Here is a 24,771-nt window from a genome sequence, read left to right on the forward strand (position 1 = left end):
TGAAGGAATCGGTATGCAGTTGGATCCCGCAAGCGGGTGGTGTCATGGGGTGCAGGTCTGCCCATCGCCCAACTTCAATGAGCGCCCGGCGGGCGAAGTTTCGCTGTTGGTCATCCACAACATCAGCCTGCCGCCGGCGCAGTTCGCCACCGGTAAGGTGCAGGAATTTTTCCAGAATCGTCTGGATGTCACGGAGCATCCTTACTTTGCCGGGATTGCCGACCTGCGCGTCTCCGCGCATTTCCTGATCGAACGTGACGGCAAGGTCACCCAGTTTGTCTCCTGTCTCGAGCGGGCGTGGCATGCGGGTGTATCGATTTTTGAAGGCCGCGAAACCTGTAACGATTTTTCCGTGGGCATCGAGCTCGAAGGCACTGATGATCTGCCATTTACCGATGCGCAGTATCAGGCCTTGATCACGCTGACCCGTCAGTTGCAAACAGCATTTCCGGCTATCACCGGCGCTCGTATCTGCGGGCACAGCGACATCGCACCCGGGCGCAAGACCGATCCTGGCCCGGCATTCGATTGGGCACGCTACCGCGCAGCCCTGGCACAAGAGGAAGGACAATGAGTTTTCTGGTGTTACTGCTGGCGGTCTGGGTCGAGAAGTTTTCGGCCCTGCGCCATCGGGTTCAACGCGATGGCGGATGGATCCGCGAACTGCACAAGCTTGAAAGCGGCAATCTGGCAAAACGGCCATGGCTGGTGCTGGTCATTCTGGTGTTGTTGCCGGTGGCCTTGCTGGGGCTGCTGCTGTTGGTGCTGGAGCCGGTTGCCTATGGCCTGTTGGCCCTGCCGGTGCATTTGCTGGTGGTGATTTACAGCCTGGGGCGGGGAGATCTGCTCGGCGGTCTTGGACCGTTCCGTGACGCCTGGCGCCGTGAGGATCTGCAAGCCGCTGCACATGTGGCCAAGCGCGATCTGGATATCTGCGCCGAGAGCGGCGAGCAACTGCTGGAGCAGGTACAGCAGCATCTGTTGTGGCAGGCGTACCAGAGTTTTTTCGCAGTGATTTTCTGGTACTTCCTGCTCGGTCCGGTCGCCGCCCTGAGCTATCGCCTGCTGGCCCTGGCAGAAGAGAACGCGCAGAACCCGGCGCTGGCCGAGCGGGCAGGGCAATTGCGGCACGCCTTCGACTGGGTGCCGGTGCGCCTGTTGGCGGCAAGTCTCGCGCTGGTCGGCAACTTTGTCGCGGTCAGCCGGATCATGCTGCATGAGCTGTTGAACTGGAACATCAGCGCCGCGCAACTGATCAACAAGGTCGGCCTGGCCGCCGGAGAGATTCCGCCTGCCGTCGTCGGCCCGGAAGGCATCAACACCCTCGATTGCCTGTGGGAGCTGCTGCTGCGTGCTGCGGTGTTGTGGTACGCCGGGTTTGCCCTGTGGACCGTCCTGATCCACTGATGCCTGCCTGAAGATCAATATGTCGCCCGAACGCAGCCCGCGTCCGGGCGATCCTTTGCCGTTAACCTTAAGTTACAAAACCTCCCTTCGATTTGAGCTATACAGAGATAGCGCCCGATAGTGGCTATCTGCTGTCGCCCCGCGCCTGCCAATAAAAACAAGAAAAAACCAAGGGAGACTTCCAGTGAAGAGCTTGCTCTATCCCGCCGTCTCGCTGATGAACCGTCTGAGCTTCGGCATGAAGTTCAGCCTGATCAGCGTGCTGTTCCTGGTACCGATGCTGGTGACCAATTTCTATCTGGTTCGCGATTCCTATCGCGAATTCCAGGGCACCCGGGTGGAGTTGCAAAGCCTCGACCTGCTGGGCAGCAGCCTGACCCTGCGTCGGGATCTGGAAACCCTCAATAACCTGGTGCAGATCAACGTCACCCTTGGCCAGTCGGGCAAGGCCGGCAATGTCGAGTCGCAAATCACCGGTCTGGAGCAAAGCGTCCTGACGCGCCTGCAGGGGCTCGCGGCCATGACCGACGACCCCGAGCAAATCAAGGTCTTCGATGCCAAGCGCGATGAAATGATTGCCGCGTTCAAGGCCCAGCAAGCTGAAAACTCCCTGCAAAGCAAAAGCGCGCTGATCGGCAAGCTGCTGGGCAGTGCACAGATCTTCAGCCAGATCATCGCCAGCCAGGCCGGCCTGAGCCGCGACACTCAGAGCGACATCCGCCAACTCAGCGAGCTGGTCACAGCCATCACACCAGCCATCACTCAGACCCTCGGCGAAGGCCGGGCCATGGGCTCCTTCTCGTTGGGGCAGGGGTTTCTCAACAGTTCCTCCAGCACTCGGTTCGATGAACTGCTGGCGCAGATCGAAAAGCTTCAGGGCGAATACGGGCTGAAACTGCAGGACGCGCTGGGTTCGAGCAAGGCTGCGCGTGACTCGCTGAGCCCCGCGGCCGATGCCAGCAAGGCGTCGCTGAAACAGGCCAGCGAAGTGTTTGAAGAACAAGTGGTGGTGGCCGAGACACTCGATGCCCCATGGCAGGCTTTCTACGATCAGATCACCGGGCTGATGGATCGCACCTATCAGTTCAACGAAGCCACCCTGAAATTTCTCGATACCCAGTTGCAGCAACGTCTGGCGCAGAACCGTACGCACATGGTGTTGCAAGCCGTGGCGCTGTCGGTGGTATTCGTGCTGATCTTCTACCTCTATGGCGGCTTCTACGCCTCGACCCGCAATACGCTAAAACGTCTTGGCGCGATGATGGACAGAGTCGCGGCCGGGGATATGACGGTCAACTTCGTGGCCCATAGCCGCGATGAACTGGGCGAACTGGGCGAGGTGTTCAATGGCACGGTGCGCAAGATCCATGACTTGATCGAGCGGGTCGGTCATACCGTCGGCGAGGTCGAGCGTCAGGCCGGGCAAGTGGAAAACGTTTCGGCGCAAAGCAATCAGGCGGTGGCCGGACAGCGCAGCCAGATCGAGCAGGTGGCCACGGCCATGAACCAGATGTCGGCGACCTCGCAGGAAGTGGCACGCAGTGCGGCGGCTGCAGTGAGCAGCGCCCACAGCGTCAACGACGAAACCATCAACGGACGTGGTCTGGTGGAGTCGCAGCAGGGCAGCATCGCGGCACTGGCCAGTGAGATCGATCAGTCGGTGCGGGTGATCAATCAGTTGGCCAGCGACAGTCAGTCGATCAGCCGGGTGCTGGAGGTGATCAAGAGCATCGCCGAGCAGACCAATCTGCTGGCCCTCAACGCGGCGATCGAAGCGGCGCGGGCCGGTGAGCAGGGCCGGGGTTTTGCGGTGGTGGCGGACGAAGTACGGACGCTGGCCAAACGCACTCAGCAATCGACCGAAGAAATCGAGCAGATGATCGCCAGGCTTCACGGCGGAGTCGGCGCAGCAGTGAAGGCCATGGGTGTCAGTCATTCGATGGCCAACGGTACGGTCGGACAGTCGGAAAAGGTCCAGCAGGCGCTGGAAAACATCCTCGGTGCGGTAGGAATGATCGTCGACCAGAACCAGCAGATCGCCGCAGCCGTAGAGCAGCAGACCGCTGTGGCCCATGACATCGACCAGAACATTGTCGAGATCAACCGCGCCGGTGAACGCACGGCCGAAGGGGCCTGTCAGACCGAAAACGCCAGTCGCGCCCTGTCGGCTCAGGTGGTTGAGTTGAAGCAGTTGATCAGCGCCTTCCGGGTTTAATCAGCCTGCCTCTCGCGAGGCAGGTTTGTCGGAATAATTTGTAGTACTTCTTTGCTTACATTTGTAAGCAATTTCCTGATTTCCTCCGTGCCCTGATTTTTCGTCTTCAATGGATCAAGATCACACCAACTGACCGTTTGGAGGAGGCCACACATGTCTGTTGCAACCCTGGGAGTCCAGGGCCGCTGTGCCCATTGCCAGACCACGTTGCTGCTCAAACCCTGGCAACTCAATGCCATCGCGATCAATGAACCGTTCACCTGTGCTCACTGCGAGAAAGCCCTGGAGCTGCGCTGCCCGAAACAGATCAGACGTTTCAGATCCCTCGATTCGCTGGGCTGGTTGCGCTTCAGTGCTTCGTTGACGGTGTGTACTGCGTTGCTGGTGGCGCTGGTGATGGAATGGATCGGGCTGCTCAACGTGACCGAGCAGTTGAATGCTTCACTGATCGTGGTTTTCGTCTACTTCGCGCTGATGCGTTTTGTTCACCATCGCCAGCATATGACCCTGACGCTCGACGCGGTGAAGGCCCACGGCGAATGACTACCAGCCGAACACTTCGCGGCAGTTGGCGGTGCTGGCCTCGGCAAGTTGTTCTGCGCTGATACTCATCAATCCCGCAAGCGCGTTGCAGATCGCCGGCAGATGCGCCGGTGTGTTGCGCAGGCCAGGGTACATGGCGGGTGCCATGTCCGGTGAGTCGGTTTCCAGCACCACCGAGCCCAGCGGTAAATCCGCCAGTACTCGATGCATACGCAAGGCCTGAGGCCAGGTCGGCGCGCCGCCGAGACCCAGTCTGAAACCGAGTTTGATGTATTCCCGCGCCTCTTCACGGCTGCCGGCGAAAGCGTGGATGATGCCGGCGCGTTTGAGTTTGAATCGCTTGAGCGTGGCAATCACCGCCGCATGGCTGCGCCGCACGTGGATCAACGCCGGTAACTCGAAATCCGCCGCCAACTGCAGTTGCGCGTCGAACAGTGCTTGCTGGCGTTCGCGGTCTAGGGTTTCGATGAAGTAATCCAGTCCGATTTCGCCGACGGCGCACAGCTGTCGATGACCGCGCAGCCGTGTCAGCCAATCGCCCAGCGCAAGCAAGTCTTGCGGCCGATGCTGATCCAGATACACCGGGTGCAGTCCGAAAGCCGCGTACAGGTCGGGATCGCTTTGCACCAGATCCCACACCCGCTGCCAGTTGCCTTCGCAGACTCCCAGCACCACCATCCGCCGCACGCCGAGGGCACGGCTCTCGGCCAGCAACGCCGCTCGGTCGGCGTCGAAGTCGGGAAAGTCCAGATGGGTGTGGCTGTCGATCAGCTCCACGGTTCAGTCCCGGTGAATACGCTGCTTGAAGGTACGGGCGATGGCCTGCACGCCAGGCTGGTAATCCGATTGCTCGACCGCTGCCAGCGCCAGTGCCAGGGCCTTGTCGGCGATCAACTGGTGCTGCTGGGCCATGGCGTTGACCGGCAGCGGCAGGAAGTCCAGCAATTGGGTGTCGCCAAATGTGCCGAGGCGCAGCGGGCGGGATTTGAGCGGGAAGTCATGCAACGCGTCGAACACACCCTGCAACAGCACGTAGGACGTGGTCACCAGCGCATCCGGCAAATGCCCGAGACGTTGCAGGAGTTCTTCCATCAATTGCTTGCCGCATTCGCGGCTGAAGGACTCGGCGTGCTCGATCAGCACTTCGCCCTTGAATCCGGCGAGGGCCTGTTTAAAGCCGGCGGCACGTTCCTGGCTGATGCTCAGTTCCGGGCGGGCACCCAGCAGCACGATCTGTTTCGGTTGCGGGTCGAGCAGGCTTTCGGTCAGGTGCAGGCTGGCCTCGCGGTCGTCGCTGACCACCGAGCAGAAATGCTCGGGGTCCATCACTCGGTCGATGGCGATGACCGGCAAACCCTTGGCCTGCAACTGGCGGTAGCTGTCATCACCGGCCGGCAGGCAACTGGCGACGATCAGCGCATCGCAACGCCGGGCGCGGAACAGTTGCAGCAGTTGCCGCTCGCTGTCCGGTGCATCGTCGGAACTGGCGATCAGCAACTGATAACCGCGAGCCCGGGCACCTTGTTCCAACAGCTTGGCGATCCGCGCGTAACTGGGGTTTTCCAGATCCGGCAGGATAAAACCCAGGGTCCGGGTATGCCGGCTGCGCAGCCCGGCCGCCTGTGGATTGGGCGTAAAGCCGTGCTGATCGACCACCGCCCGCACCCGCTCGACAGTCGCGGTGCTGATGCGTTGCTGTTCGGCCTTGCCGTTGATGACGTAGCTGGCGGTGGTCACGGACACTCCGGCCAACCGCGCGATATCACTGAGTTTCAACCCGGGATTTCCTTGTTTTTTCGAGCTTGCCGCGACATTTTCGCCAATCCTACCCGATTCAGGCAGGCGACCATTGTCTCAGCGCATCCGACAAGTTGGACTTCAAGGATGGGACATTATCGAGTAACGTGCCGATCAATCTAGATTAAACGTTTCAGCAAGCGTATTTTCTACGTTTTAGACGCCTTTGGCCGGTTCTGCCGTGAAACCGCCAAAACTGCCTCCTGAAAGGGAAGCCTACAAGCGCCTAAGCTGCAACCATTCAAAACAATACCTGGCGCATCAACGCGTCAAAAAGGAGATCGCATGCTCGAGCTCACTGTAGAGCAGATATCCATGGGCCAGTCGGCTGTGGATAAACCCGCCGCTTTGCAATTGCTGGCCAGTCATCTGGTCGCCGATGGCCTCGTCGCCGATGGATACCTCGCCGGCCTGCAGGCCCGGGAGGCTCAGGGCTCGACCTTCCTCGGTCAAGGCATTGCGATTCCCCACGGCACGCCCGAAACCCGTGACCAGGTGTTCGCGACCGGCGTGCGCTTGATGCAGTTTCCCGACGGCGTGGATTGGGGCGACGGCCAGATCGTCTATCTGGCCATCGGCATCGCGGCCAAATCCGACGAACACCTGCGCCTGCTGCAACTGCTGACCCGCGCCCTCGGCGAGACCGATCTGGGCCAGGCGCTGCGCCGTGCCAGTTCGCCCGAAGCGCTGCTGAAACTGCTGCAAGGCGCGCCACAGGAGCTGGCGCTGGATGCACAGATGATCGGCCTCGGGGTCTCTGCCGACGATTTCGAAGAGCTGGTCTGGCGCGGTGCGCGTCTGCTGCGTCAGGCCGATTGCGTGAGCAACGGTTTTGCCGGGGTGTTGCAGCAAGTCGAAGCGCTGCCGCTGGGCGATGGCCTGTGGTGGCTGCACAGCGAACAGACCGTGAAGCGTCCAGGTTTGGCATTCGTCACGCCGGACAAACCAATGCGTTACCTCGGTCAGCCGCTCAGCGGTCTGTTCTGTCTGGCCAGCCTCGGTGAAGCGCATCAGGCGTTGCTCGAGCGGTTGTGCGCGTTGCTGATCGAAGGTCGCGGTCATGAACTGGGCCGCGCCACCAGCAGCCGTAAAGTCCTCGAAGTGCTCGGCGGCGAGTTGCCGGCCGACTGGCCAAATGCGCGGATTGCACTGGCCAACGCTCATGGTCTGCACGCGCGGCCGGCGAAGATTCTGGCGCAACTGGCCAAGAGCTTTGACGGTGAAATTCGTGTGCGCATCGTCGATGGTCAGGACAGCGCCGTATCGGTGAAGAGCTTGAGCAAGCTGTTGAGCCTTGGTGCCCGTCGTGGCCAGGTGCTGGAAATCATCGCCGAGCCGAGTATCGCCGCCGATGCGTTGCCGGCGTTGTTGGCGGCGATCGAGGAAGGCCTCGGTGAAGAAGTCGAACCGCTGCCGGCCGTCAGCCAACAACCCGAAGTGATCACCGACATAGCTGAAGTCATCATCGCCCCGGCCTCCGGCAGCTTGCTGCAAGCGATTCCCGCCGCCCCCGGCATCGCCATCGGCCCGGCGCACATTCAGGTCCAGCAAGCCATCGATTACCCGTTGCGCGGCGAGTCCGCCGCCATCGAGCGCGAGCGTCTCAAGCAGGCGCTGGCCGACGTGCGTCAGGATATTCAAGGCCTGATCGAACGCAGCAAGGCCAAGGCGATTCGCGAGATTTTCATCACCCACCAGGAAATGCTCGACGACCCGGAACTCACCGACGAAGTCGACACCCGCCTCAAGCAGGGCGAAAGCGCCGAAGCGGCGTGGATGGCTGTGATCGAGGCCGCCGCGAAACAGCAGGAAGCGTTGCAGGACGCGTTGCTCGCCGAACGTGCTGCCGACCTGCGTGATATCGGGCGCCGGGTGCTGGCGCAACTGTGCGGCGTGCAGACGCCCGCCGAGCCCGAGCAACCGTACATTCTGGTGATGGATGAAGTCGGCCCGTCCGACGTGGCGCGTCTTGATCCGGCGCGGGTCGCGGGGATTCTCACCGCCCGTGGTGGCGCCACCGCTCACAGCGCCATCGTGGCCCGCGCGCTGGGGATTCCGGCGCTGGTCGGTGCGGGCGCTGCGGTGTTGCTGCTGAAACCGGGCACGCCGTTGCTGCTCGACGGCCAGCGCGGTCGCCTGCATGTGGACGCGGATGCCGCGACCCTGCAACGCGCCAGCGAAGAGCGCGACACCCGCGAACAACGTCTGAAAGCCGCCGCCGAACAACGTCATCAACCGGCGCACACCACCGACGGCCACGCCGTGGAAGTGTTCGCCAACATCGGTGAAAGCGCCGGTGTGATCAGCGCGGTGGAGCAGGGCGCCGAAGGTATCGGTTTGCTGCGCACCGAGCTGATTTTCATGGCCCACCCGCAGGCGCCGGACGAGGCGACTCAGGAAGCCGAATACCGCCGTGTCCTTGATGGTCTCGCCGGTCGGCCGCTGGTGGTGCGTACCCTCGATGTCGGCGGCGACAAACCGCTGCCGTATTGGCCGATCGCCAAGGAAGAAAACCCGTTCCTCGGCGTACGCGGCATTCGCCTGACTTTGCAGCGTCCGCAAATCATGGAAGCGCAGTTGCGCGCCTTGCTGCGTTCGGCGGACAACCGACCATTGCGGATCATGTTCCCGATGGTCGGCAGCGTCGAAGAGTGGCGTCAGGCCCGCGACATGACCGAACGCCTGCGCCTGGAAATTCCGGTCGCCGACCTGCAACTGGGGATCATGATCGAAGTGCCGTCCGCCGCGTTGCTGGCGCCGGTGCTGGCCAAAGAGGTGGACTTCTTCAGCGTCGGCACCAACGACCTGACCCAATACACCCTGGCCATCGACCGTGGTCATCCGACCCTCTCCGCCCAGGCGGACGGCCTGCACCCGGCGGTGCTGCAACTGATCGACATCACCGTGCGCGCGGCCCATGCCCATGGCAAATGGGTCGGTGTGTGCGGCGAGCTGGCGGCGGATCCGCTGGCGGTGCCGGTACTGGTCGGCCTCGGTGTGGATGAACTGAGTGTGTCCGGGCGCAGCATTGCCGAGGTCAAGGCGCGCATCCGCGAACTCAGCCTGACCCAGGCTCAAACCCTTGCTCAACAAGCCCTGGCCGTGGGCAGCGCCAACGAAGTGCGCGCATTAGTGGAGGCCCTGTAATGGCCAAGATTCTTACCCTGACCCTCAACCCGGCGCTGGACCTGACGGTGCAGCTGCCGCTTCTGGAAGTCGGTCAGGTCAATCGCAGCGACGAGATGCACACCCACGCCGCTGGTAAAGGCGTGAACGTCGCGCAGGTGCTCGCCGATCTCGGTCATCAACTGACGGTCAGCGGTTTTCTCGGTGAAGACAACCTGCAGGCATTCGAAAACCTGTTCGTCAAACGCGGTTTCGTCGACGCTTTCATCCGTGTGCCCGGCGAGACTCGCAGCAACATCAAGGTCGCCGAACAGAACGGCCGTATCACCGACATCAACGGCCCGGGGCCGGTAGTGGACGTGGTGGCACAACAGGCGTTGCTGGATCGTCTGGTGCAGATCGCGCCGGGGCATGACGCAGTGGTGGTGGCCGGCAGCCTGCCGCGCGGAGTCAGTGCGAAATGGTTGCGGGAGTTGATTGAGCGCCTGAAGGGGCTGGGCCTGAAAGTCGCGCTGGACACCAGCGGCGAAGCGTTGCGCACGGCGCTCAAGGCCGGTCCGTGGCTGATCAAGCCGAATGCCGAAGAGCTGGCCGATGCGCTGGGCTGTGAAGTGGTGTCCCACGCGTCACAGGCCGAAGCGGCCGATCGGCTGCACGCTCAGGGCATCGAGCATGTGGTGATTTCCCACGGCGCCGAAGGCGTGAACTGGTTCAGCGTCGGCTCGGCGTTACATGCCACGCCACCGAAGGTCAGCGTCGCCAGCACGGTCGGTGCCGGCGATTCGTTGCTGGCCGGCATGCTGCACGGTCTGCTCAGCGCTGACACGCCGGAACAAACCCTGCGCACGGCCACGGCGATTGCGGCGCAGGCGGTGACCCAGATCGGTTTCGGTATTCATGATGCTGCGCAACTGGCGCGGCTTGAACAGGGCGTGCGCGTGCGTCCCCTGACAGAACAATAAGAGGGTTTGTCATGAAGTTAGCCATTGTCACGGCCTGCCCGAACGGCATGGTCACCAGTGTGCTGTGTGCCCGGCTGCTGGATGCCGCAGCCCAGCGTCAGGGCTGGAGCACCAGCGTCGAAGTGGTGGACGCAGCGCACCCGGAACGAGCGCTTTCGGCGGCCACCATCGAGGCGGCGGAGTGGGTGTTGCTGGTGGCCACCGGCGACATCGACATGACGCGTTTCATCGGCAAACGCGTGTTCCGGATCGCGCCGGCGCAAGCGCTGCAGGATGTCGAAGCGGTGCTGCGTCGCGGTGTCGAAGAGGCCGAAGTTCATGTCGCCAGCGACGTTGCCCCGGCTGCAGTCACGCAGACCGCACCACGCATCGTTGCCGTCACCGCGTGCCCGACCGGTGTCGCGCACACCTTTATGGCCGCCGAAGCCTTGCAGCAAACGGCCAAGCGTCTGGGTTATGAGTTCCAGGTGGAAACCCAGGGTTCGGTAGGGGCGAAAAATCCCTTGAGCGCGACAGCGATTGCCGAGGCCGACGTGGTGCTGCTGGCGGCGGATATCGAAGTCGCTACCGAGCGGTTCGCCGGCAAGAAAATCTATCGCTGCGGTACCGGGATCGCGTTGAAGCAATCCGAAGCCACGCTGAAAAAAGCCCTGGCCGAAGGTGTCGTTGAAAGCGCTGCCGGCGACGGAAAAGTACCGGCCAAACAAGAGAAAACCGGCATCTACAAACACCTGCTGACCGGTGTGTCGTTCATGTTGCCGATGGTGGTGGCGGGCGGTCTGATGATCGCCTTGTCGTTCGTGTTCGGCATCACCGCATTCAAGGAAGAAGGCACGCTGGCGGCGGCATTGATGCAAATCGGTGGCGAGACCGCGTTCAAGTTGATGGTGCCGTTGCTGGCCGGTTACATCGCCTACTCGATTGCCGACCGTCCGGGTCTGGCGCCGGGAATGATCGGCGGCTTGCTGGCGAGCACCCTGGGCGCCGGCTTCATCGGCGGGATCGTCGCCGGATTTATCGCAGGCTACGCGGCCAAGGCGATCAGTCGGTATGTGGCGTTGCCGCAAAGTCTGGAAGCGCTGAAACCGATTCTGATCATCCCGCTGTTCGCCAGTCTGATCACCGGGCTGGTGATGATTTACGTGGTTGGCAAACCGGTGGCGGGGATGCTCGCAGCGCTCACGCATTTTCTCGACAGCATGGGCACCACCAACGCGATCCTGCTCGGTGTGCTGCTGGGCGGGATGATGTGCGTCGACCTCGGAGGGCCGATCAACAAGGCTGCGTATGCGTTCTCGGTGGGGCTGCTGGCGTCGCAGAGTTACGCACCGATGGCCGCGACCATGGCCGCCGGCATGGTGCCGCCGATTGGTCTGGGCATCGCCACGTTCATCGCCCGACGCAAGTTCGCCCAGACCGAACGCGAAGCCGGTAAAGCGGCGCTGGTGCTCGGGTTGTGCTTCATCTCCGAAGGGGCAATTCCGTTTGCCGCAAAAGACCCGTTGCGGGTGATCCCGGCGAGCATTGCCGGCGGTGCGCTGACCGGTGCGCTGTCGATGTATTTCGGCTGCAAGCTGATGGCACCGCACGGTGGTCTGTTCGTGCTGGCGATCCCGAATGCGATCAACCATGCGTTGTTGTATCTGCTGGCCATCGTCGCGGGCAGTTTGCTGACAGCGGTGGTGTATGCGCTGGTCAAGCGGCCGGAGGCTGTGGAACTGGCGCTGGAGCCCGCGAAGGCGTGAGGTGTCACACCCCTTTCATCTAGCGGTGCTTAAGTTTTCCTTTTTTCAGGGAGAACACCATGAGCGATTTCAACCTCGGTCGCCGGCGCGTGATGCAAGTGGTCGGCGCCGGTTTGCTGATGCCAGGGCTGGCGCCGGCCGTGATCGCTTCGGTCAAGGATCGGCCGCAACTCACCGACGGCGTGCAGTCCGGCGATCTGCAAGGCGACCGGGCGATGATCTGGAGTCGCAGCGATCGTCCGGCGCAAATGGTGGTGGAGTGGGACACCCGCAGCCAGTTCCGTCATCCGCGCCGGGTCGTCTCGGCGGTGGCCGATGCCCGTAGCGATTTCACCGCTCGCGTCGAACTCACCGGGTTGCCCGCCGATCAGGCGATTTTCTATCGCGTGTACTTCAAGGACGCCCGCACCGGCGTTGCCAGCGAGCCGTGGCTCGGCCACTTGCGCAGTGCACCGACGGCGCGGCGCAATCTCCGTTTTGTCTGGAGCGGCGACACCGTCGGCCAAGGCTTCGGCATCAACCCCGATATCGGCGGCATGCGCATCTACGAATCCATGCGCCTGCGCCTGCCGGACTTCTTTATCCACAGCGGCGACACCATCTACGCCGACGGCCCGGTGCCGGCGCAACTGACCACCGAAGGTGGCCGCGTGTGGCGCAACCTCACCACGGAAGCCAAAAGCAAAGTCGCGCAGACCCTCGACGATTATCGCGGCAATTACCGCTACAACCTGATGGATGAAAACATCCGCCGCTTCAACGCCGAAGTGCCGCAGATCTGGCAATGGGACGACCATGAAGTGGTCAACAACTGGTCGCCGGGCAAACAGCTCGACGAGCGCTATCAGGAAAAAGATATCCACACCCTGGTCGGACGTGCGCGCCAGGCGTGGCTTGAATATTCGCCGATGCGCCGGCAGGCAGCGGACGGTGGCGGGCGGATTTATCGCAAGCTGAGCTACGGGCCGATGCTCGATGTGTTCGTGCTCGACATGCGCAGCTATCGCGGCGCCAACGACGACAACCTCGGGGCGGAAAAACCGTTCCTCGGACGTGAGCAACTGAACTGGCTCAAGCGCGGATTGAAGGCGTCGAAAGCCCAGTGGAAGGTCATCGCTGCGGACATGCCGATCGGTCTTGGTGTGCCGGACGGTGAAGTCAGCCCCGGTGTGCCGCGCTGGGAAGCGGTGGCCAACGGTGATCCCGGCCCGGCTCAGGGCCGTGAGCTGGAAGTGGCCGAATTGCTCGGATTCCTGCGGGCACATCAGGTGCGCAATTTCGTGTTCCTGACGGCGGACGTGCATTACTGCGCGGCACATCACTATCACCCGGATCGCGCGGCGTTTCAGGATTTCGAACCGTTCTGGGAGTTTGTCGCAGGGCCGCTGAACGCCGGCAGCTTCGGGCCCAATCCGCTGGACAAGACCTTTGGCCCGCAAGTGGTGTTCCAGAAAGCACCGCCGACGCAGAACGCCTCGCCGTTTGCCGGGTTTCAGTTTTTCGGTGAGGTGAACATCGAGGGGCAGAGCGGGGAGATGAGTGTGGTACTGCGGGATCTGAACGGTGTGGCGGTGTTTGAGCAGAAGTTGCAGCCGGTCTGAATCCATTGCTGAACCTGTGGGAGCAGGGTTGCTCCCACAGTTGCCCAAGGTGAATCAGTAGACGTCGCGACGATAGCGACCCTGTTCGATCAGGCGTTCGACTTCGGCGGCGCCCAGCACTTCATTGAGCACTTGATCCACACCTGACGCCATGCCTTGAAGGCTGCCGCAGATGTAGATCACCGCACCGTCCGCCAGCCATTTCTTCAACTCGCCGGCTGATTCGCGCAGGCGGTCCTGCACGTAAATCTTCTCGGCCTGATCCCGCGAGAACGCCAGGTCCAGTCGCGCCAGATCACCATTGATCAACCACTCTTCCAGCTCCTCGCGGCAGAGGAAATCGTGCTCGCGATTGCGCTCGCCAAACAGCAGCCAATGACGCTGTTGGCCGTCGGCAATCCGCGCCTTGAGCAAGCTGCGCAGCCCGGCAAGTCCGGTGCCGTTGCCCAGCAGGATCATCGGCACCGGCGCATTTGGCAGATGGAAACCGCTGTTGCGGCGTACCCGCAGGCTGATGCTGCCGCCGACCGGAGCATGCTCGGTCAGCCAGCCGGAGCCGATGCCGAGGGTGCCGTCGCTGTGTTGTTCCTGACGCACGATCAGCTCCAGCACGCCGTCGGCGGCAATCGAGGCGATCGAGTATTCACGCATGGCCAGCGGCACCATCGCATCGACCAGCGCCTGAGCGTGCAGACCGACCAGATGGGCGCGGTGCTCGGGCAACTGGCGGGTGGCGAGGGCCACTTCCAGCGATTCTTCCAGACCGTTGACCTTTACGCTGGTTTCGCCACGAATGCCGAGGCCGTCGAGGAAATGTTCGATGACCCACGGGCAGTTGCGTGGCAACACTTCCACCAGATCGCCAGCGAGCCAGCTGCTGGTGTCCGGTGCGCGAAGACCCAGCAGAAACACCGGCGAGCCGCTGCTGTCAGGGTTCATCAACTCGCGACGGACCAGCGTCCAGTTGCTGTAGCTCGGTGCCTGCCAGGTATCGACCGGCGCCTGGCCGGTGATCAGGCCAAGCTGGGTCTGCCAGTGCCGCAGTGCATAAGGATCGCCGCTGTCGACTTCCACCGGAGCGAACAGCGTCTTGCCGCCGTGTTCGCCCAGCCATTGATGCAGGCGTCGGGCGAAACCGCAGAAGTGCTGATACTGACGGTCGCCGAGGCCGAGCACCGAGTAGTTGAGGTTGTCGAGAGCCGAGGCACGGGTCAGCACTTTGCGCTCGAAACCGCGAGCGCTGTCCGGCGCCTCGCCGTCGCCGAAGGTGCTGACCACGAACAGCGCGTTGTTCGATTCCTGCAGATCCTGCTCGCTGACATTCGCCAGCGGCTGCACCTTCACCGGCAATCCGGCGGCCTGCAACTGGCCGGCGGTCTGCCACGCCAGTTGTTCGGCAAAACCGCTCTGGCTGGCGAAACCGATCAGCCACGCGGGCGTATCGCCGGCAGGTTGTTCGAGACCTTCGCGGGCATCCTTGATCTGCTTTTTCTTGCGTCGGCGATCCAGGTACAGAAGCCAGCCGGTGATGAAGAACAGCGGCATCAACACCGCCGCGACGGTGACGATGATCCGCCCGACCAAGCCGAAATAGCTGCCGACGTGCAGCGCATAAATGCTGGTCAGCAATTGCGCCTTGAAGCTCTTGTCGGCGTAGCGGTCGACGCGTTTGACAACGCCGGTGGCCGGGTCAAGGGTGATCTGGTTCAGCGCGCGCTCATGGGGCGAGTTGTCGAGCAGATAGAACACGGTCGCCGGTTGGCCGGCCACAGGGGGCATGCGGATGTTGTAGGAGGCGAGGCCCGGACCTGCGGCGCTGTAGATGCTGCTCCACATCGCGGCGTAATCGGCGGTCGGCGCCGGACCTTCGGGAGCCGGACCACGACCGCCGCGCACGCGCTCGTTCTGCGGTGCATCCGACAGTAGTTTCGTCAATCCCTTGTTGTACCACTCGTAGGACCAGGACAGTCCGGTCAGTGCCAGCAACAGATACACCAGCATGCACCAGGTACCGAACACCGAGTGCAGATCCCAGTTGAAGCTGCGGCCCTTTTTCTTCCAGTCCAGGGTCAGCCACACGCGCCAGCTGTTCCACTGGCGCGGCCAGCGCAGGTACAGGCCGGACAGGCAGAAGAACAGCAGCATCAGGGTGCAGGCGCCGGTGATGCTGCGACCGGTGTCGCCCATGGCGAGGAAACGGTGCAGTTGCAGCATCAGGCCGAAGAAGTCCTGACCGGTGGCGTCGCCCTTGAACTCGGCGGTGTAGGGGTCGAAGTAGCGCATCTCGCCACGGCGCTCACCCTTTGGCGGGGTGAACCAGACTCGCGCGGCGTTGCCGCTGTCGGTTTCGACCGTGAGCATTGAAACGGTCTTGCCCGCCGCCGCTTCGATGCGTTCCACCAGTTCGGCGGGCGGCAGGACGCCGGCGACCTGCTTTTCCACCTGCAGGACCGACGGATTGAGCGCCTTCAGAATCTCGTCCTGAAACGAATAGGCGGCGCCGGTGATGCCCATCAGGGCCAGCACCAGCCCGGCAGTGATGCCAAAAAACCAGTGCAACTGGAACAGGGTTTTCTTCAACACGTCGCTTGCCTTGTCCGTTCGGAAATTGTGTTCACGGCGTGCATTATGCCGTGGCTTATCGAGAAACGTTCTTTATTACGCACAAAAGCCCCGTTCACGTGAATGAACGGGGCCCGAGGCTTCCGGCTTCTGTCAGAAGTGGAAGTTGGTGCTCAGCAATGCCGTACGACCCGCCGCCTGGTTGGCGAAGTGAGTCGAGAAGGCCTTGTCGTAGTAGGTTTCGTTGGTCAGGTTCTGCACGTTCAGTTGCAGATCGACGTTCTTGCTCAGCTTGTACGCTGCCATCGCGTCGTAGCGAACGTAGGAGTCGACCATGGTGGTGTTGGCCACGTTGCCGAATACGTCATCCACGTAGAACGCACCGCCACCGATGGTCAGCTTCGGCGTGACCTGGTAAGTGGTCCACAGGCTGGCGCTGTTTTTCGGGGTGTTCGGCAGTTCGTTGCCGTTGTTGGCCTTGTTGGCCGGCAGGTCACCACCGTCCACTTGCTCGCTGTCCATGTAGGCGTAGCCGGCGAACACTTGCCACTTGTCGGTGATCTTGCCGCTGGCCGACAGCTCGATACCTTGCACACGGGTCTTGCCGGCGTTTTCGTACGAGGTGGTATCCACCTGGACGCGGGCGTTTTCTTTCTCGGTGCGGAAGATGTCGGCGGTCAGCGACAGGCGATCGTTCAGCAGATCCCACTTGGTACCGATTTCGTAGTTCCTGGTGGTTTCCGGCTCCATGTCGCTCTTGAGCAGGTTGCCGTTGCGATCCGGCGTGCCACCCAGCGGGTTGCCTTCCTGACCTTCACCCAGAGTGTTGCCCGGCGGTGTGGCGGAGGTGGCGTAGGACGCATAGATGCTGCCGTTCTCTGCCGGTTTGTAGACGATGCCGAACTGCCCGGTGACGAACTCGCTGGTGTCCGAACCTTTGGAGGTGGTGGTGCCTGCGTTGGTGTACGTCTTGTAGCCGGTTTCGAAGTGGTCGTAACGCAGGCCCATGTTGACCAGCCATTGCTCGGACAGCTCCAGGGTGTCGAACGCATACAGCGCGTAGGTATCGGACTGGGTGTCGGTGCCGGCGTAATTGCGCGAAATGGCGCCGTTCCACGGATCGTTCGGGGTCGGGTTCGACAGCGAGGTGCAGTTGTAGCCGCTGGCGGCGCCAATCAGGCCCGGGTTGCAGTTGGTGGTCACGGCCGAGGTGCGCGGCGTGGTGTCGGTGTTGACGTTGTACGAGGATTTGCTGCTTTCCTCACGGGTGTATTCGACACCGGTGGAGAAGCTGTTCTTGAAACCGGCGACGTAGAAGTTGCCGAACAGATCGGTCTGGTTGGTGGTGGTCTCGGTGTTGCTCACGCGAGTGTTCGCACGACGCCAGACGCTGCCGTTGTTCACGTTGCCTTTGCTGTCGTCCGGCTGGGTCAGGATGTAATCCTGCATGCTGGTGCCGTGACGCAGGGTGTTCTTGAGGGTCAGCGAGTCGCTCAGGTCATGCTCGATGGCGAAGGTCGCGGTGTCGGTGCGGCCCTTGCGGAAGTCGCGGTCCAGACCGTAGAAGTTGCTGTGATCGCCGCCGGCATAGGGCTTGTCCGGATTGGACTTTGTGCGCGCCGCCGAGCCACCGGCCGGAATCGTGTAAGGGATGCCCGAATCCGGCGTGTCGTTGCTTTCGAGATGGTAGTAGTCGAGGTTGACGCGGGTGTCGGTGCCCAGGCCGAAGGCCAGGGATGGCGCGATGCCCCAACGGTCGTAGTCGACCTTGTCGCGACCGGCGACGTTGCTCTCGTGGCTCATCAGGTTCAGACGACCGGCAGCGGTGTCGCTGAACTGGTAGTTGCCATCCATGGTGTAACGCTGGGTCTGGTCGGAGCCCCAGGTGAAGCCACCGTCGAACGAGTTGCCCAGGTGCGCTTTCTTGCTCACCAGGTTGATGCTGCCGCCCGCCGCGCCGCGACCGCCGATGGCGGAGTTCGGGCCCTTGCTGACTTCGATGTTTTCAACGGCGAAGATCTCGCGGCTCTGGGAGCCGGTGTCTCGCACGCCGTCGAGGTAGGTGTCGCCCTGGGCGTCGAAACCACGGATGAACGGACGGTCGCCCTGCGGGTTGCCGCCTTCACCGGCACCGAAGGTGATGCCCGGTACGGTGCGCAGCGCGTCCTGCATGTTCAGGGCGCCGGTGTCTTTCAGCACTTGTTGTGGAATCACGGTGACCGAGCGCGGCGTGTCGACCAGCGGCGCGGTGTACTTGGGTGAGGAGGCTTTCTCGACCTGGTAGGACGTCGAGTCCTGGGCTTCGCCGGTGATGGCGGTGGCGTCCAGGGCAATGGCATTGCCGGAGGCTTTGCTGTCGGTCTTTTCAGCCGCGAACACCATGTGGCCTGCGGAGCCGGCGGTCAGTGCAACGCCGATGGCAGAGGCGAGCAGACGTGGTGAACTGACGGGTAGTTGTGCTGGTTGACGTGACATTTTTATTCCCCTCCCCAAGGATTTGAGGCGGCGGAATATAGGGTAAACAGGTATTCGTATCAATTGCGAAACATTGCTATTCGCGACGAATTTACATTCTTTACAATTTAGCCTTACGGTTTTTACCGATTCATTCGTCTAGCGGGTTTTACACAGTCAATAAGAATCAATACCATTGCCGCCTCTTTGCCATCAGGTGACATTGCCATGCTGCTGCACATCCCTGCGCTGTTCGAAAAAGACGAAGTGCGGCGCATCCGCGAGGCTCTGGAACAGGCCGACTGGGCCGATGGCAAGATCACCGCCGGCTATCAATCGGCCAAGGCCAAGCACAATCTGCAACTGCCGGAAGGCCATCCACTGGCCAAGGAAATCGGCGCGGCGATGCTTGAGCGCCTGTGGAAAAATCCGCTGTTCATGTCCGCCGCGCTGCCGCACAAGGTATTCCCGCCGTTACTCAACTGCTACACGGCGGGCGGCAGTTTCGATTTCCACATCGACAACGCGGTGCGCCAGCCCAAGGGCAGCATCGAGCGGGTGCGCACCGATCTGTCGGCCACGCTGTTCTTCAGCGAGCCGGAGGACTACGACGGCGGCGAGCTTGAGATCCAGGACACTTTCGGCACCCAGCGCGTGAAACTGCCCGCCGGCGACATGGTGCTGTACCCCGGCACCAGCCTGCACAAGGTCAACGCGGTGACTCGCGGTGCGCGTTATGCCTCGTTCTTCTGGACCCAGAGCCTGGTGCGCGAAGACAGCCAGCGCGCGTTGCTGTTCGAGATGGACGGTGCGATCCAGCAACTCACCCACGACATGCCCGATCACCCTTCGCTGATCCGCCTCACGGGCACTTACCACAACCTGTTGCGTCGTTGGGTCGAGGTCTGAGTGGCGGACTTTCGGTTGCGTCGCGAAGAAGTCCTCGACGGCGAACGCCTCACCGCCATGCTCGAAGAAAGCCCGGCCCGCGCAGCTCAGGCAATTCTGCTGGCGGCGGGTGAGGGCGTGCTGGAAGCGCAGGCGCTGCTCGGGCAGATCCTGCTCGATGGTCACGGGATTGCTCAGGATCAGCCGCTGGCATTGCGCTGGTTTGAAATTGCCGCAGAGCAAGGTCATCTGATGGCGCGCAACATGCTTGGTCGCTGCCATGAACATGGCTGGGGATGTGCAGCAGATACGTCGATTGCCGCGCAGCACTATCGAATCGCAGCCGAATCCGGTCTGGATTGGGCAATGTACAACCTGGCCAATCTGCTCGCGACCGGGCGTGGTGTGGTTGTCGATCATCTTCAGGCAATGGCGTTGTATGAACGTGCGGCCGAAGCCGGGCATGCCAAGTCGATGAACCTGCTCGGGCGTTATCTGGAAGAAGGGCAAGTGTGCCCGGCGAATCCGGCAGCGGCCCGTGACTGGTATCGACGTTCGGCCGAGGGCGGGGATTTTCGCGGGCAGTTCAGTTATGCGGCGGTGCTGGCGGCTGAGGGCCGCATTGATGACGCGTTGGTCTGGCTGGAGAAAGCATTGGCCGTCGGTAATCTGAATTTCCTGCGAGTCGCCAGTGTGTCTTTGTTGAATGCACAACATCCGCAAATTCGTGCGATAGCCGATGCTTATAAGTTGAGGCTGGCAGAGTTGACGGGTTTGTAATTATTTATTCGGTTGTTAGTTGCTTTTATCAAGTTGAGGGGCTGTTGTCAGGCAGTAGTGTGGGTGAGTGATTGCTTTGTCTTGATTACTAATATTTAAGTGCTTGTTAGTTGTTTTCCTGCTGGCCTAAGGTTGTTTTGCGATATCGATGATCAAGTTGGAATGACTCGCTTGATAATGTCGTATATCCCAAATGACTTTTATTGAATATCCGAAGAAGACAAGGAGTCTCTTATGGAATTAAAAATGGACAGCAAGGTTGTCGAGGCCGCCGAGAAGGCGCCTCGGGTATTTGTAAGTGCTTCGCTCGGTGAAGGTGAAGAATACAATCGGGAAACCGGTATTCAATTAACCAAAGAACAGATCATCAGCCTGCGCAAGTATGAGGTGCTGGGGCTGTCGCTTCCTGTTCGGCTGGCGGACGTTGTTGCCTATCTGAACTACGGCGCCGGGGATGCCGGGGGCGTTGGCCTCAAGGCAACAGACTTCCTGCGGACATTCACCTGCACCTACGACCATGCGAAACGCTGGTCGCCGTTGCGTGAAAAAATCATGCTCACCGGTACTGATCTGAAAATTTTTGCCGGCAGCATCATTCGTACGGGTAAGGGAATCGTAGAGATCTACGAAGACCTGAAAGCCTCCAGGTATCTGGAGGAATACGATATCAATACGCCGCAAGAGTATCTGGAGCTGAAACGCACGATTCCGGATCTTCCAGACCTGGGCTTGCCGTCCGGGGATGTGCCGGAAATCAAGGCCTATCTCAATGACATGCTGGCCAAAGTCATGCAGTGCCATGCGAAGGCCGAGCATGTCAGGTCAGAACTCGACAGTTTCGGCGCTGATATGCGCGAGACCGTGCTGCCGGAGATCAAGCTGCGACTGGAGTTCGTGTCGCGCAATACCTATCAGGCAGACATTCAGGTCCTGCAGGGCGAAATCGACCAGCGCTCGAAAGAAATCGATGAACTGAACAAGCAATATGATCAGTTGGTTCAAGAAGCGATCCGGTCGGCAGCGACATTGAATGTCGGTGGTTTGATTCTCGGCATCTATCAGGGCGTCAAGGCCGAAAAAATCCGCAAGGAGCGAAACCGGTTGAAGGCAGAGCAACAGGCCTCCAACCAAGTAATGGCCAGCAAAAACCAGACGCTGAGTTCCCTGAACAAAGTGCGCGATGACTTGCAGAACCTGAGTTATGTAGCGATTGAAGCCGAAGTCGCCACGCAAAACCTGATGCTGGTATGGAATGCACTAAGCACTTATATCAATGCCTCTGTCAAAGAAGTGGATCTGCTTAAAGAGGCAACTTCCCTGAGGAAGTTCAAGAACCAGATTCTCGGTATTGTTGATCCGTGGGAGCAGATCAAGGTGAGTTCCGATCAGCTGTTGGGCGTCTTCGCTGCGGCAGATAAAGAGTATGGAAACAGCTTTGCAGTATTCGGGAGTAAAAGAACTATGTTGACGCTCAACAATCATCCAGCCGTTTCGGATTTTGACATCGCTGCCTTGCGCTCCTGCGCTGCAGCTGTTCAAACAAGCAATGTCACTGCACAGATGCTCGGTGAGGAGTTCAATTACATGCCGGGTACGGTCCGCACAATGAATGGGCTGACGATGGCTATCCAGAAAGCCACCTTTGAACTTCGTAATCAGGCCCAGACGACGGGGATCAATCTGGAGCGTGCGCAGAAGAAGTTGAAAACATCTCAGGACGAACTTCTCGAGTATCCGGATGATGCGGATGAAATTCACGAGGAAATGGAAAGCGAACTCAAGAATGTATCGATGAAAATCTCCGAGCACGCGGACGATTTGAAGATGACGCACAACGGCCTGACTACCGCTTACGACCGATCGGCTTCGGCGCAATGGATCGTGACGCTGCAGCAGGACCGGGCCTTCACGGAAGCACTGAAGGTCACATCGGAAGAAAAAGTCGTCGATTTCGAAAAGCAGATGAAATCGGTGTCTGAAGCGCTCGAGCTGATCGCGAAAGCCGGGGTGGAGAAAATCGGTCAGGAAGCCCAACTGACGCTGGATAACCTGAAAGCACTGGGGCTGGCACCACCGCAGGTCCAGATTGCATTGTTCGCCATTGATACCTTGAAAAAAATGATCGCGGGTATCGGTGAAGCCATTTCCTATCTGAACATGCTGGCGGGTTACAACCAGCTCAAGGATAAGGTGGCTGATCTGAGGACGCAGTTGAAGAAGTACGTCAACGAGATCGCCCAGATCGATGGAAAGATTCACCTGGTTCAGATCCTCGATCAACTGGACGAAGAGCGTTGGAGTTACGTGAATGAATTCTCGAATCTGGTGGCCCGATTCGAGTCATATGCCCGAGACTTCAGGCAAGACAAGTTACAGCCTGTCGAGCAACGAACGACTGCTGCAATCGCCCGGATTGCCGACGTCCGGCAGTATTTGAAAACGGTTCAGCAATAAGGAGTCGAGGCGGTGGGCGCCCCGCCCATCGTCTCCTGATCAGTCATGAATACACTTGCCTATGAACTTGGCGCAGCACAACGGCGGACACTGGACCGATACACAAATTTCCTGAGTTCACTTCATCCCACTTTCAACAACATCCCTTTGGTGTTTGAGCGCCGCAGAACCAGCGGTCATCAATTGGCGGTACTGGCCAGCGATTCGCGTTTGAACAACGCCAGTTTCAATGCGCGCTATTTGCAGGAGTTCTGGCAGCGCACCGAAGAGGCTCGGCGCCTCTGCAGCACTTTCGTCGCGGATCTCGCTACGTTCACCGCCGAAACGCTGGAAATCACCCGGAACACTTCAAGGAACGAGCCTCTCAGTCAGGTGGATTTCAATCTGTACAGCTTATCCAGGTCGCCGACCTGGAAGCTGTTTCCCCCCACCGATGTCCCGGATCTTGTTCACGAGCTGGCGCTTCGGTTCTGCTCGTTAAGGGCGGCGATTCGCCAACTGAAATACACAATCGTCGAGGTGCATGACGAGTCGTTCGGTCTCAAGTCGGTGTTTGTCAGGGCAATGGATCATCGTACGTGCCAGTGCCATACCCAGCCGACAGTGGTCGAGGAGTTGTTTCGCGAAGCGCGCACTACGCCGGTTTGGGACGTGGCTTATTCGTCAGCGGATCCGCTTGTCAGAGGCGCCGAATACAAAACGGATATAGCCGGCTTGTTTAACGGATTGGCTTCCGTGAGTTCGCACATCAGCGTGTTTCTCGAAGAAACGGGCTTGCGCATCGACACGGTGTTCAATGAATTATTGAAGGCAGAGCGCGCGTCGAAACTCGGCGAGTTGAATTTCCAATTGGCTGCTGCGAAGGAGGGCGCTGACGAGTTCATGGCGATGATCAATCATCTTGAGGCATGGCTGCGCAAATAAAAAAGGCCCATGCATGCATGGGCCTTTCCATTTGAAGCGTCGCTTAAACGTAGAACGACTTCAGCGGCGGGAAGCCATTGAACTCTACGGCGCTGTAGCTGGTGGTGTACGCACCGGTCGACAGCCAGTACAGGCGATCACCGATCGCCAGGTTCAGTGGCAGGCCGTACTTGTAGTTTTCGTACATGATATCGGCGCTGTCGCAGGTCGGGCCGGCGATCACGACTTCTTCCATTTCGCCTTTCTTCTCGGTCCAGATCGGGAACTTGATGGCTTCGTCCATGGTTTCGATCAGGCCGGAGAACTTGCCCACGTCGGTATAAACCCAACGCTCGACGGCGGTACGGGATTTACGCGCAACCAGTACCACTTCGCTGACCAGGATACCGGCGTTGGCAATCAGCGAACGGCCCGGTTCCAGAATGATTTCCGGCAGGTCATCACCGAAGTCTTCCTTCAGGAAGCGAATGATTTCTTCGGCGTAGGTTTCCAGGCTGTTGGTGCGGGTGATGTAGTTGGCCGGGAAGCCACCGCCCATGTTGATCAGCTTGAGGTGGATGCCGTCTTCTTCCTTCAGGCGCTCGAAGATCACTTTGACCTTGGCGATCGCCGCGTCCCAGACGCTGATGTCGCGCTGTTGCGAACCGACGTGGAACGAGATGCCGTAAGGCACCAGGCCCAGGTCACGGGCGAGGATCAGCAGGTCCATGGCCATGTCGGTCTGGCAGCCGAATTTGCGCGACAGTGGCCAGTCGGCTGTAGTCGAGCCTTCGGTCAGGATGCGCACATAGACTTTGGCGCCCGGTGCGGCCTTGGCGATGTTGCGCAGGTCGGCTTCGGAGTCGGTGGCGAACAGACGCACGCCCTTCTCATAGAAGTAGCGGATGTCCTTGGATTTCTTGATGGTGTTGCCGTAGCTGATCTGGTCCGGGCTGACGCCACGGCTCAGCACTTTGTCCAGCTCATAGATCGAGGCGATGTCGAAGCTCGAGCCTTTCTCCTTAAGCAGGTCGATGATCTCGACGGCCGGGTTGGCCTTGACCGCGTAGTAGACCTTGGCGAATTCGAAACCGGCGCGCAGGTCATCGTAGGCCTGGGCGATCATCGCGGTGTCGATCACCACGAACGGGGTTTCCTGTTTGTCGGCGAACGCCTTCATTTTCTGAAAGGTTTCGCGCGCGAAATAGTCTTCGACCTGGATCGACATACTTGGGAGCTCCTATGGGCAAACTCGTGAAATCAATGGGTGCAAATGAACGCCCTCCGTATCCCCACTTTGGTTCGCCTACTTCCCAAGGCATGTCGCCGAAAGC

Annotated in this window: 17 protein-coding genes; 12 read left to right on the top strand and 5 right to left on the bottom strand. The window is 60.4% G+C overall.

Features of this window, described 5'->3' with window-relative positions; all coding sequences use genetic code 11:
- Positions 1-13 precede the first annotated feature (13 nt).
- From ampD to C6Y56_RS04005, 4 genes are all read left to right on the top strand, one after another.
- On the top strand, positions 14-574 hold the full coding sequence (ampD, locus tag C6Y56_RS03990) for a 1,6-anhydro-N-acetylmuramyl-L-alanine amidase AmpD (protein ID WP_169428813.1): 561 nt from the start codon (positions 14-16) through the stop codon (positions 572-574).
- Positions 571-1,407 carry a regulatory signaling modulator protein AmpE gene (ampE, locus tag C6Y56_RS03995; protein ID WP_169428814.1) on the top strand — a complete coding sequence of 279 codons (837 nt, stop codon included), beginning with the start codon at positions 571-573 and terminating at the stop codon, positions 1,405-1,407. Before ampD ends, ampE begins: the two co-directional genes overlap by 4 nt.
- 1,510 nt (positions 1,408-2,917) lie before the next feature.
- Positions 2,918-3,622 carry a methyl-accepting chemotaxis protein gene (locus C6Y56_RS29520; RefSeq protein ID WP_432760323.1) on the top strand — a complete coding sequence of 235 codons (705 nt, stop codon included), beginning with the start codon at positions 2,918-2,920 and terminating at the stop codon, positions 3,620-3,622.
- Between the two features lie 153 nt (positions 3,623-3,775).
- Entirely contained in the window at positions 3,776-4,165 is a 390-nt protein-coding gene (locus C6Y56_RS04005; protein ID WP_169428816.1) for a hypothetical protein, read from the top strand.
- Here the strand turns inward: C6Y56_RS04005 and C6Y56_RS04010 are convergent, their stop codons facing one another.
- Both C6Y56_RS04010 and cra read right to left on the bottom strand, forming a co-directional pair.
- Positions 4,166-4,942 (bottom strand): TatD family hydrolase, encoded by a 777-nt coding sequence (locus tag C6Y56_RS04010; RefSeq protein WP_169428817.1) that lies wholly within the window; start codon positions 4,940-4,942, stop codon positions 4,166-4,168.
- Between the two features lie 3 nt (positions 4,943-4,945).
- Positions 4,946-5,941, bottom strand: coding sequence for a catabolite repressor/activator (gene cra / locus C6Y56_RS04015; RefSeq protein WP_169428818.1), 996 nt, complete (start codon positions 5,939-5,941; stop codon positions 4,946-4,948).
- Positions 5,942-6,247: 306 nt separating this feature from the next.
- Between cra and ptsP the strand changes: the two genes are divergently transcribed.
- From ptsP to C6Y56_RS04035, 4 genes are read left to right on the top strand one after another with little or no spacing between them, the layout of a single operon-like run.
- Positions 6,248-9,109, top strand: a complete 2,862-nt coding sequence (gene ptsP / locus C6Y56_RS04020) for a phosphoenolpyruvate--protein phosphotransferase (protein ID WP_169428819.1) — start codon at positions 6,248-6,250, stop codon at positions 9,107-9,109.
- Positions 9,109-10,050 (top strand): 1-phosphofructokinase, encoded by a 942-nt coding sequence (gene pfkB, locus C6Y56_RS04025; protein ID WP_169428820.1) that lies wholly within the window; start codon positions 9,109-9,111, stop codon positions 10,048-10,050. The genes ptsP and pfkB overlap by 1 nt, the downstream gene beginning before the upstream one ends.
- Positions 10,051-10,061: 11 nt before the next feature.
- Positions 10,062-11,795 carry a PTS fructose-like transporter subunit IIB gene (locus C6Y56_RS04030; RefSeq protein WP_169428821.1) on the top strand — a complete coding sequence of 578 codons (1,734 nt, stop codon included), beginning with the start codon at positions 10,062-10,064 and terminating at the stop codon, positions 11,793-11,795.
- Between the two features lie 59 nt (positions 11,796-11,854).
- Positions 11,855-13,396: an alkaline phosphatase D family protein gene (locus C6Y56_RS04035; protein WP_169428822.1), complete on the top strand. Its 1,542-nt coding sequence runs from the start codon at positions 11,855-11,857 to the stop codon at positions 13,394-13,396.
- Positions 13,397-13,450: 54 nt separating this feature from the next.
- On the opposite strand, the gene C6Y56_RS04040 is transcribed toward C6Y56_RS04035, so the two are convergent.
- Positions 13,451-15,979, bottom strand: a complete 2,529-nt coding sequence (locus tag C6Y56_RS04040) for a PepSY domain-containing protein (RefSeq protein WP_169428823.1) — start codon at positions 15,977-15,979, stop codon at positions 13,451-13,453.
- 132 nt (positions 15,980-16,111) lie between these two features.
- Positions 16,112-18,433: a TonB-dependent receptor gene (locus C6Y56_RS04045; protein WP_169428824.1), complete on the bottom strand. Its 2,322-nt coding sequence runs from the start codon at positions 18,431-18,433 to the stop codon at positions 16,112-16,114.
- A gap of 207 nt (positions 18,434-18,640) precedes the next feature.
- Here C6Y56_RS04045 and C6Y56_RS04050 point away from each other — a divergent pair, with 207 nt between their 5' ends.
- The 4 genes from C6Y56_RS04050 to C6Y56_RS04065 all read left to right on the top strand — a co-directional run bounded on the left by C6Y56_RS04050 (position 18,641) and on the right by C6Y56_RS04065 (position 23,458).
- Positions 18,641-19,321 (top strand): Fe2+-dependent dioxygenase, encoded by a 681-nt coding sequence (locus C6Y56_RS04050; protein WP_011332426.1) that lies wholly within the window; start codon positions 18,641-18,643, stop codon positions 19,319-19,321.
- On the top strand, positions 19,322-20,080 hold the full coding sequence (locus C6Y56_RS04055) for a tetratricopeptide repeat protein (RefSeq protein ID WP_249314370.1): 759 nt from the start codon (positions 19,322-19,324) through the stop codon (positions 20,078-20,080). It abuts the gene before it with no gap.
- A gap of 234 nt (positions 20,081-20,314) precedes the next feature.
- Complete coding sequence (locus tag C6Y56_RS04060; protein ID WP_169428825.1) at positions 20,315-22,534, top strand: alpha-xenorhabdolysin family binary toxin subunit A; 2,220 nt, start codon at positions 20,315-20,317, stop codon at positions 22,532-22,534.
- Between the two features lie 45 nt (positions 22,535-22,579).
- The gene (locus C6Y56_RS04065) at positions 22,580-23,458 is read left to right on the top strand and encodes a hypothetical protein (RefSeq protein WP_169428826.1); all 879 of its coding nucleotides are present in this window, start codon (positions 22,580-22,582) and stop codon (positions 23,456-23,458) included.
- Positions 23,459-23,501: 43 nt separating this feature from the next.
- Here C6Y56_RS04065 and C6Y56_RS04070 read toward each other — a convergent pair whose 3' ends face one another.
- Positions 23,502-24,665, bottom strand: coding sequence for a type III PLP-dependent enzyme (locus tag C6Y56_RS04070; protein WP_039769212.1), 1,164 nt, complete (start codon positions 24,663-24,665; stop codon positions 23,502-23,504).
- Between the last annotated feature and the right edge of the window lie 106 nt (positions 24,666-24,771).

Origin of the sequence: Pseudomonas fluorescens (assembly GCF_012974785.1) — a bacterium.
GTDB classification, from domain to species: domain Bacteria; phylum Pseudomonadota; class Gammaproteobacteria; order Pseudomonadales; family Pseudomonadaceae; genus Aquipseudomonas; species Aquipseudomonas fluorescens_BT.

Excerpts from the sequence above, each read along its gene's own strand:
- C6Y56_RS04070 (WP_039769212.1), bottom strand. The coding sequence starts at position 24,665 with ATGTCGATCCAGGTCGAAGACTATTTCGCGCGCGAAACCTTTCAGAAA.
- C6Y56_RS04060 (WP_169428825.1), top strand. The coding sequence starts at position 20,315 with ATGGAATTAAAAATGGACAGCAAGGTTGTCGAGGCCGCCGAGAAGGCG.
- C6Y56_RS04030 (WP_169428821.1), top strand. The coding sequence starts at position 10,062 with ATGAAGTTAGCCATTGTCACGGCCTGCCCGAACGGCATGGTCACCAGT.
- C6Y56_RS04065 (WP_169428826.1), top strand. The coding sequence starts at position 22,580 with ATGAATACACTTGCCTATGAACTTGGCGCAGCACAACGGCGGACACTG.
- ptsP (WP_169428819.1), top strand. The coding sequence starts at position 6,248 with ATGCTCGAGCTCACTGTAGAGCAGATATCCATGGGCCAGTCGGCTGTG.
- pfkB (WP_169428820.1), top strand. The coding sequence starts at position 9,109 with ATGGCCAAGATTCTTACCCTGACCCTCAACCCGGCGCTGGACCTGACG.
- ampD (WP_169428813.1), top strand. The coding sequence starts at position 14 with ATGCAGTTGGATCCCGCAAGCGGGTGGTGTCATGGGGTGCAGGTCTGC.
- C6Y56_RS04035 (WP_169428822.1), top strand. The coding sequence starts at position 11,855 with ATGAGCGATTTCAACCTCGGTCGCCGGCGCGTGATGCAAGTGGTCGGC.
- C6Y56_RS04045 (WP_169428824.1), bottom strand. The coding sequence starts at position 18,433 with ATGTCACGTCAACCAGCACAACTACCCGTCAGTTCACCACGTCTGCTC.
- C6Y56_RS04050 (WP_011332426.1), top strand. The coding sequence starts at position 18,641 with ATGCTGCTGCACATCCCTGCGCTGTTCGAAAAAGACGAAGTGCGGCGC.
- C6Y56_RS04005 (WP_169428816.1), top strand. The coding sequence starts at position 3,776 with ATGTCTGTTGCAACCCTGGGAGTCCAGGGCCGCTGTGCCCATTGCCAG.
- C6Y56_RS29520 (WP_432760323.1), top strand. The coding sequence starts at position 2,918 with ATGTCGGCGACCTCGCAGGAAGTGGCACGCAGTGCGGCGGCTGCAGTG.
- ampE (WP_169428814.1), top strand. The coding sequence starts at position 571 with ATGAGTTTTCTGGTGTTACTGCTGGCGGTCTGGGTCGAGAAGTTTTCG.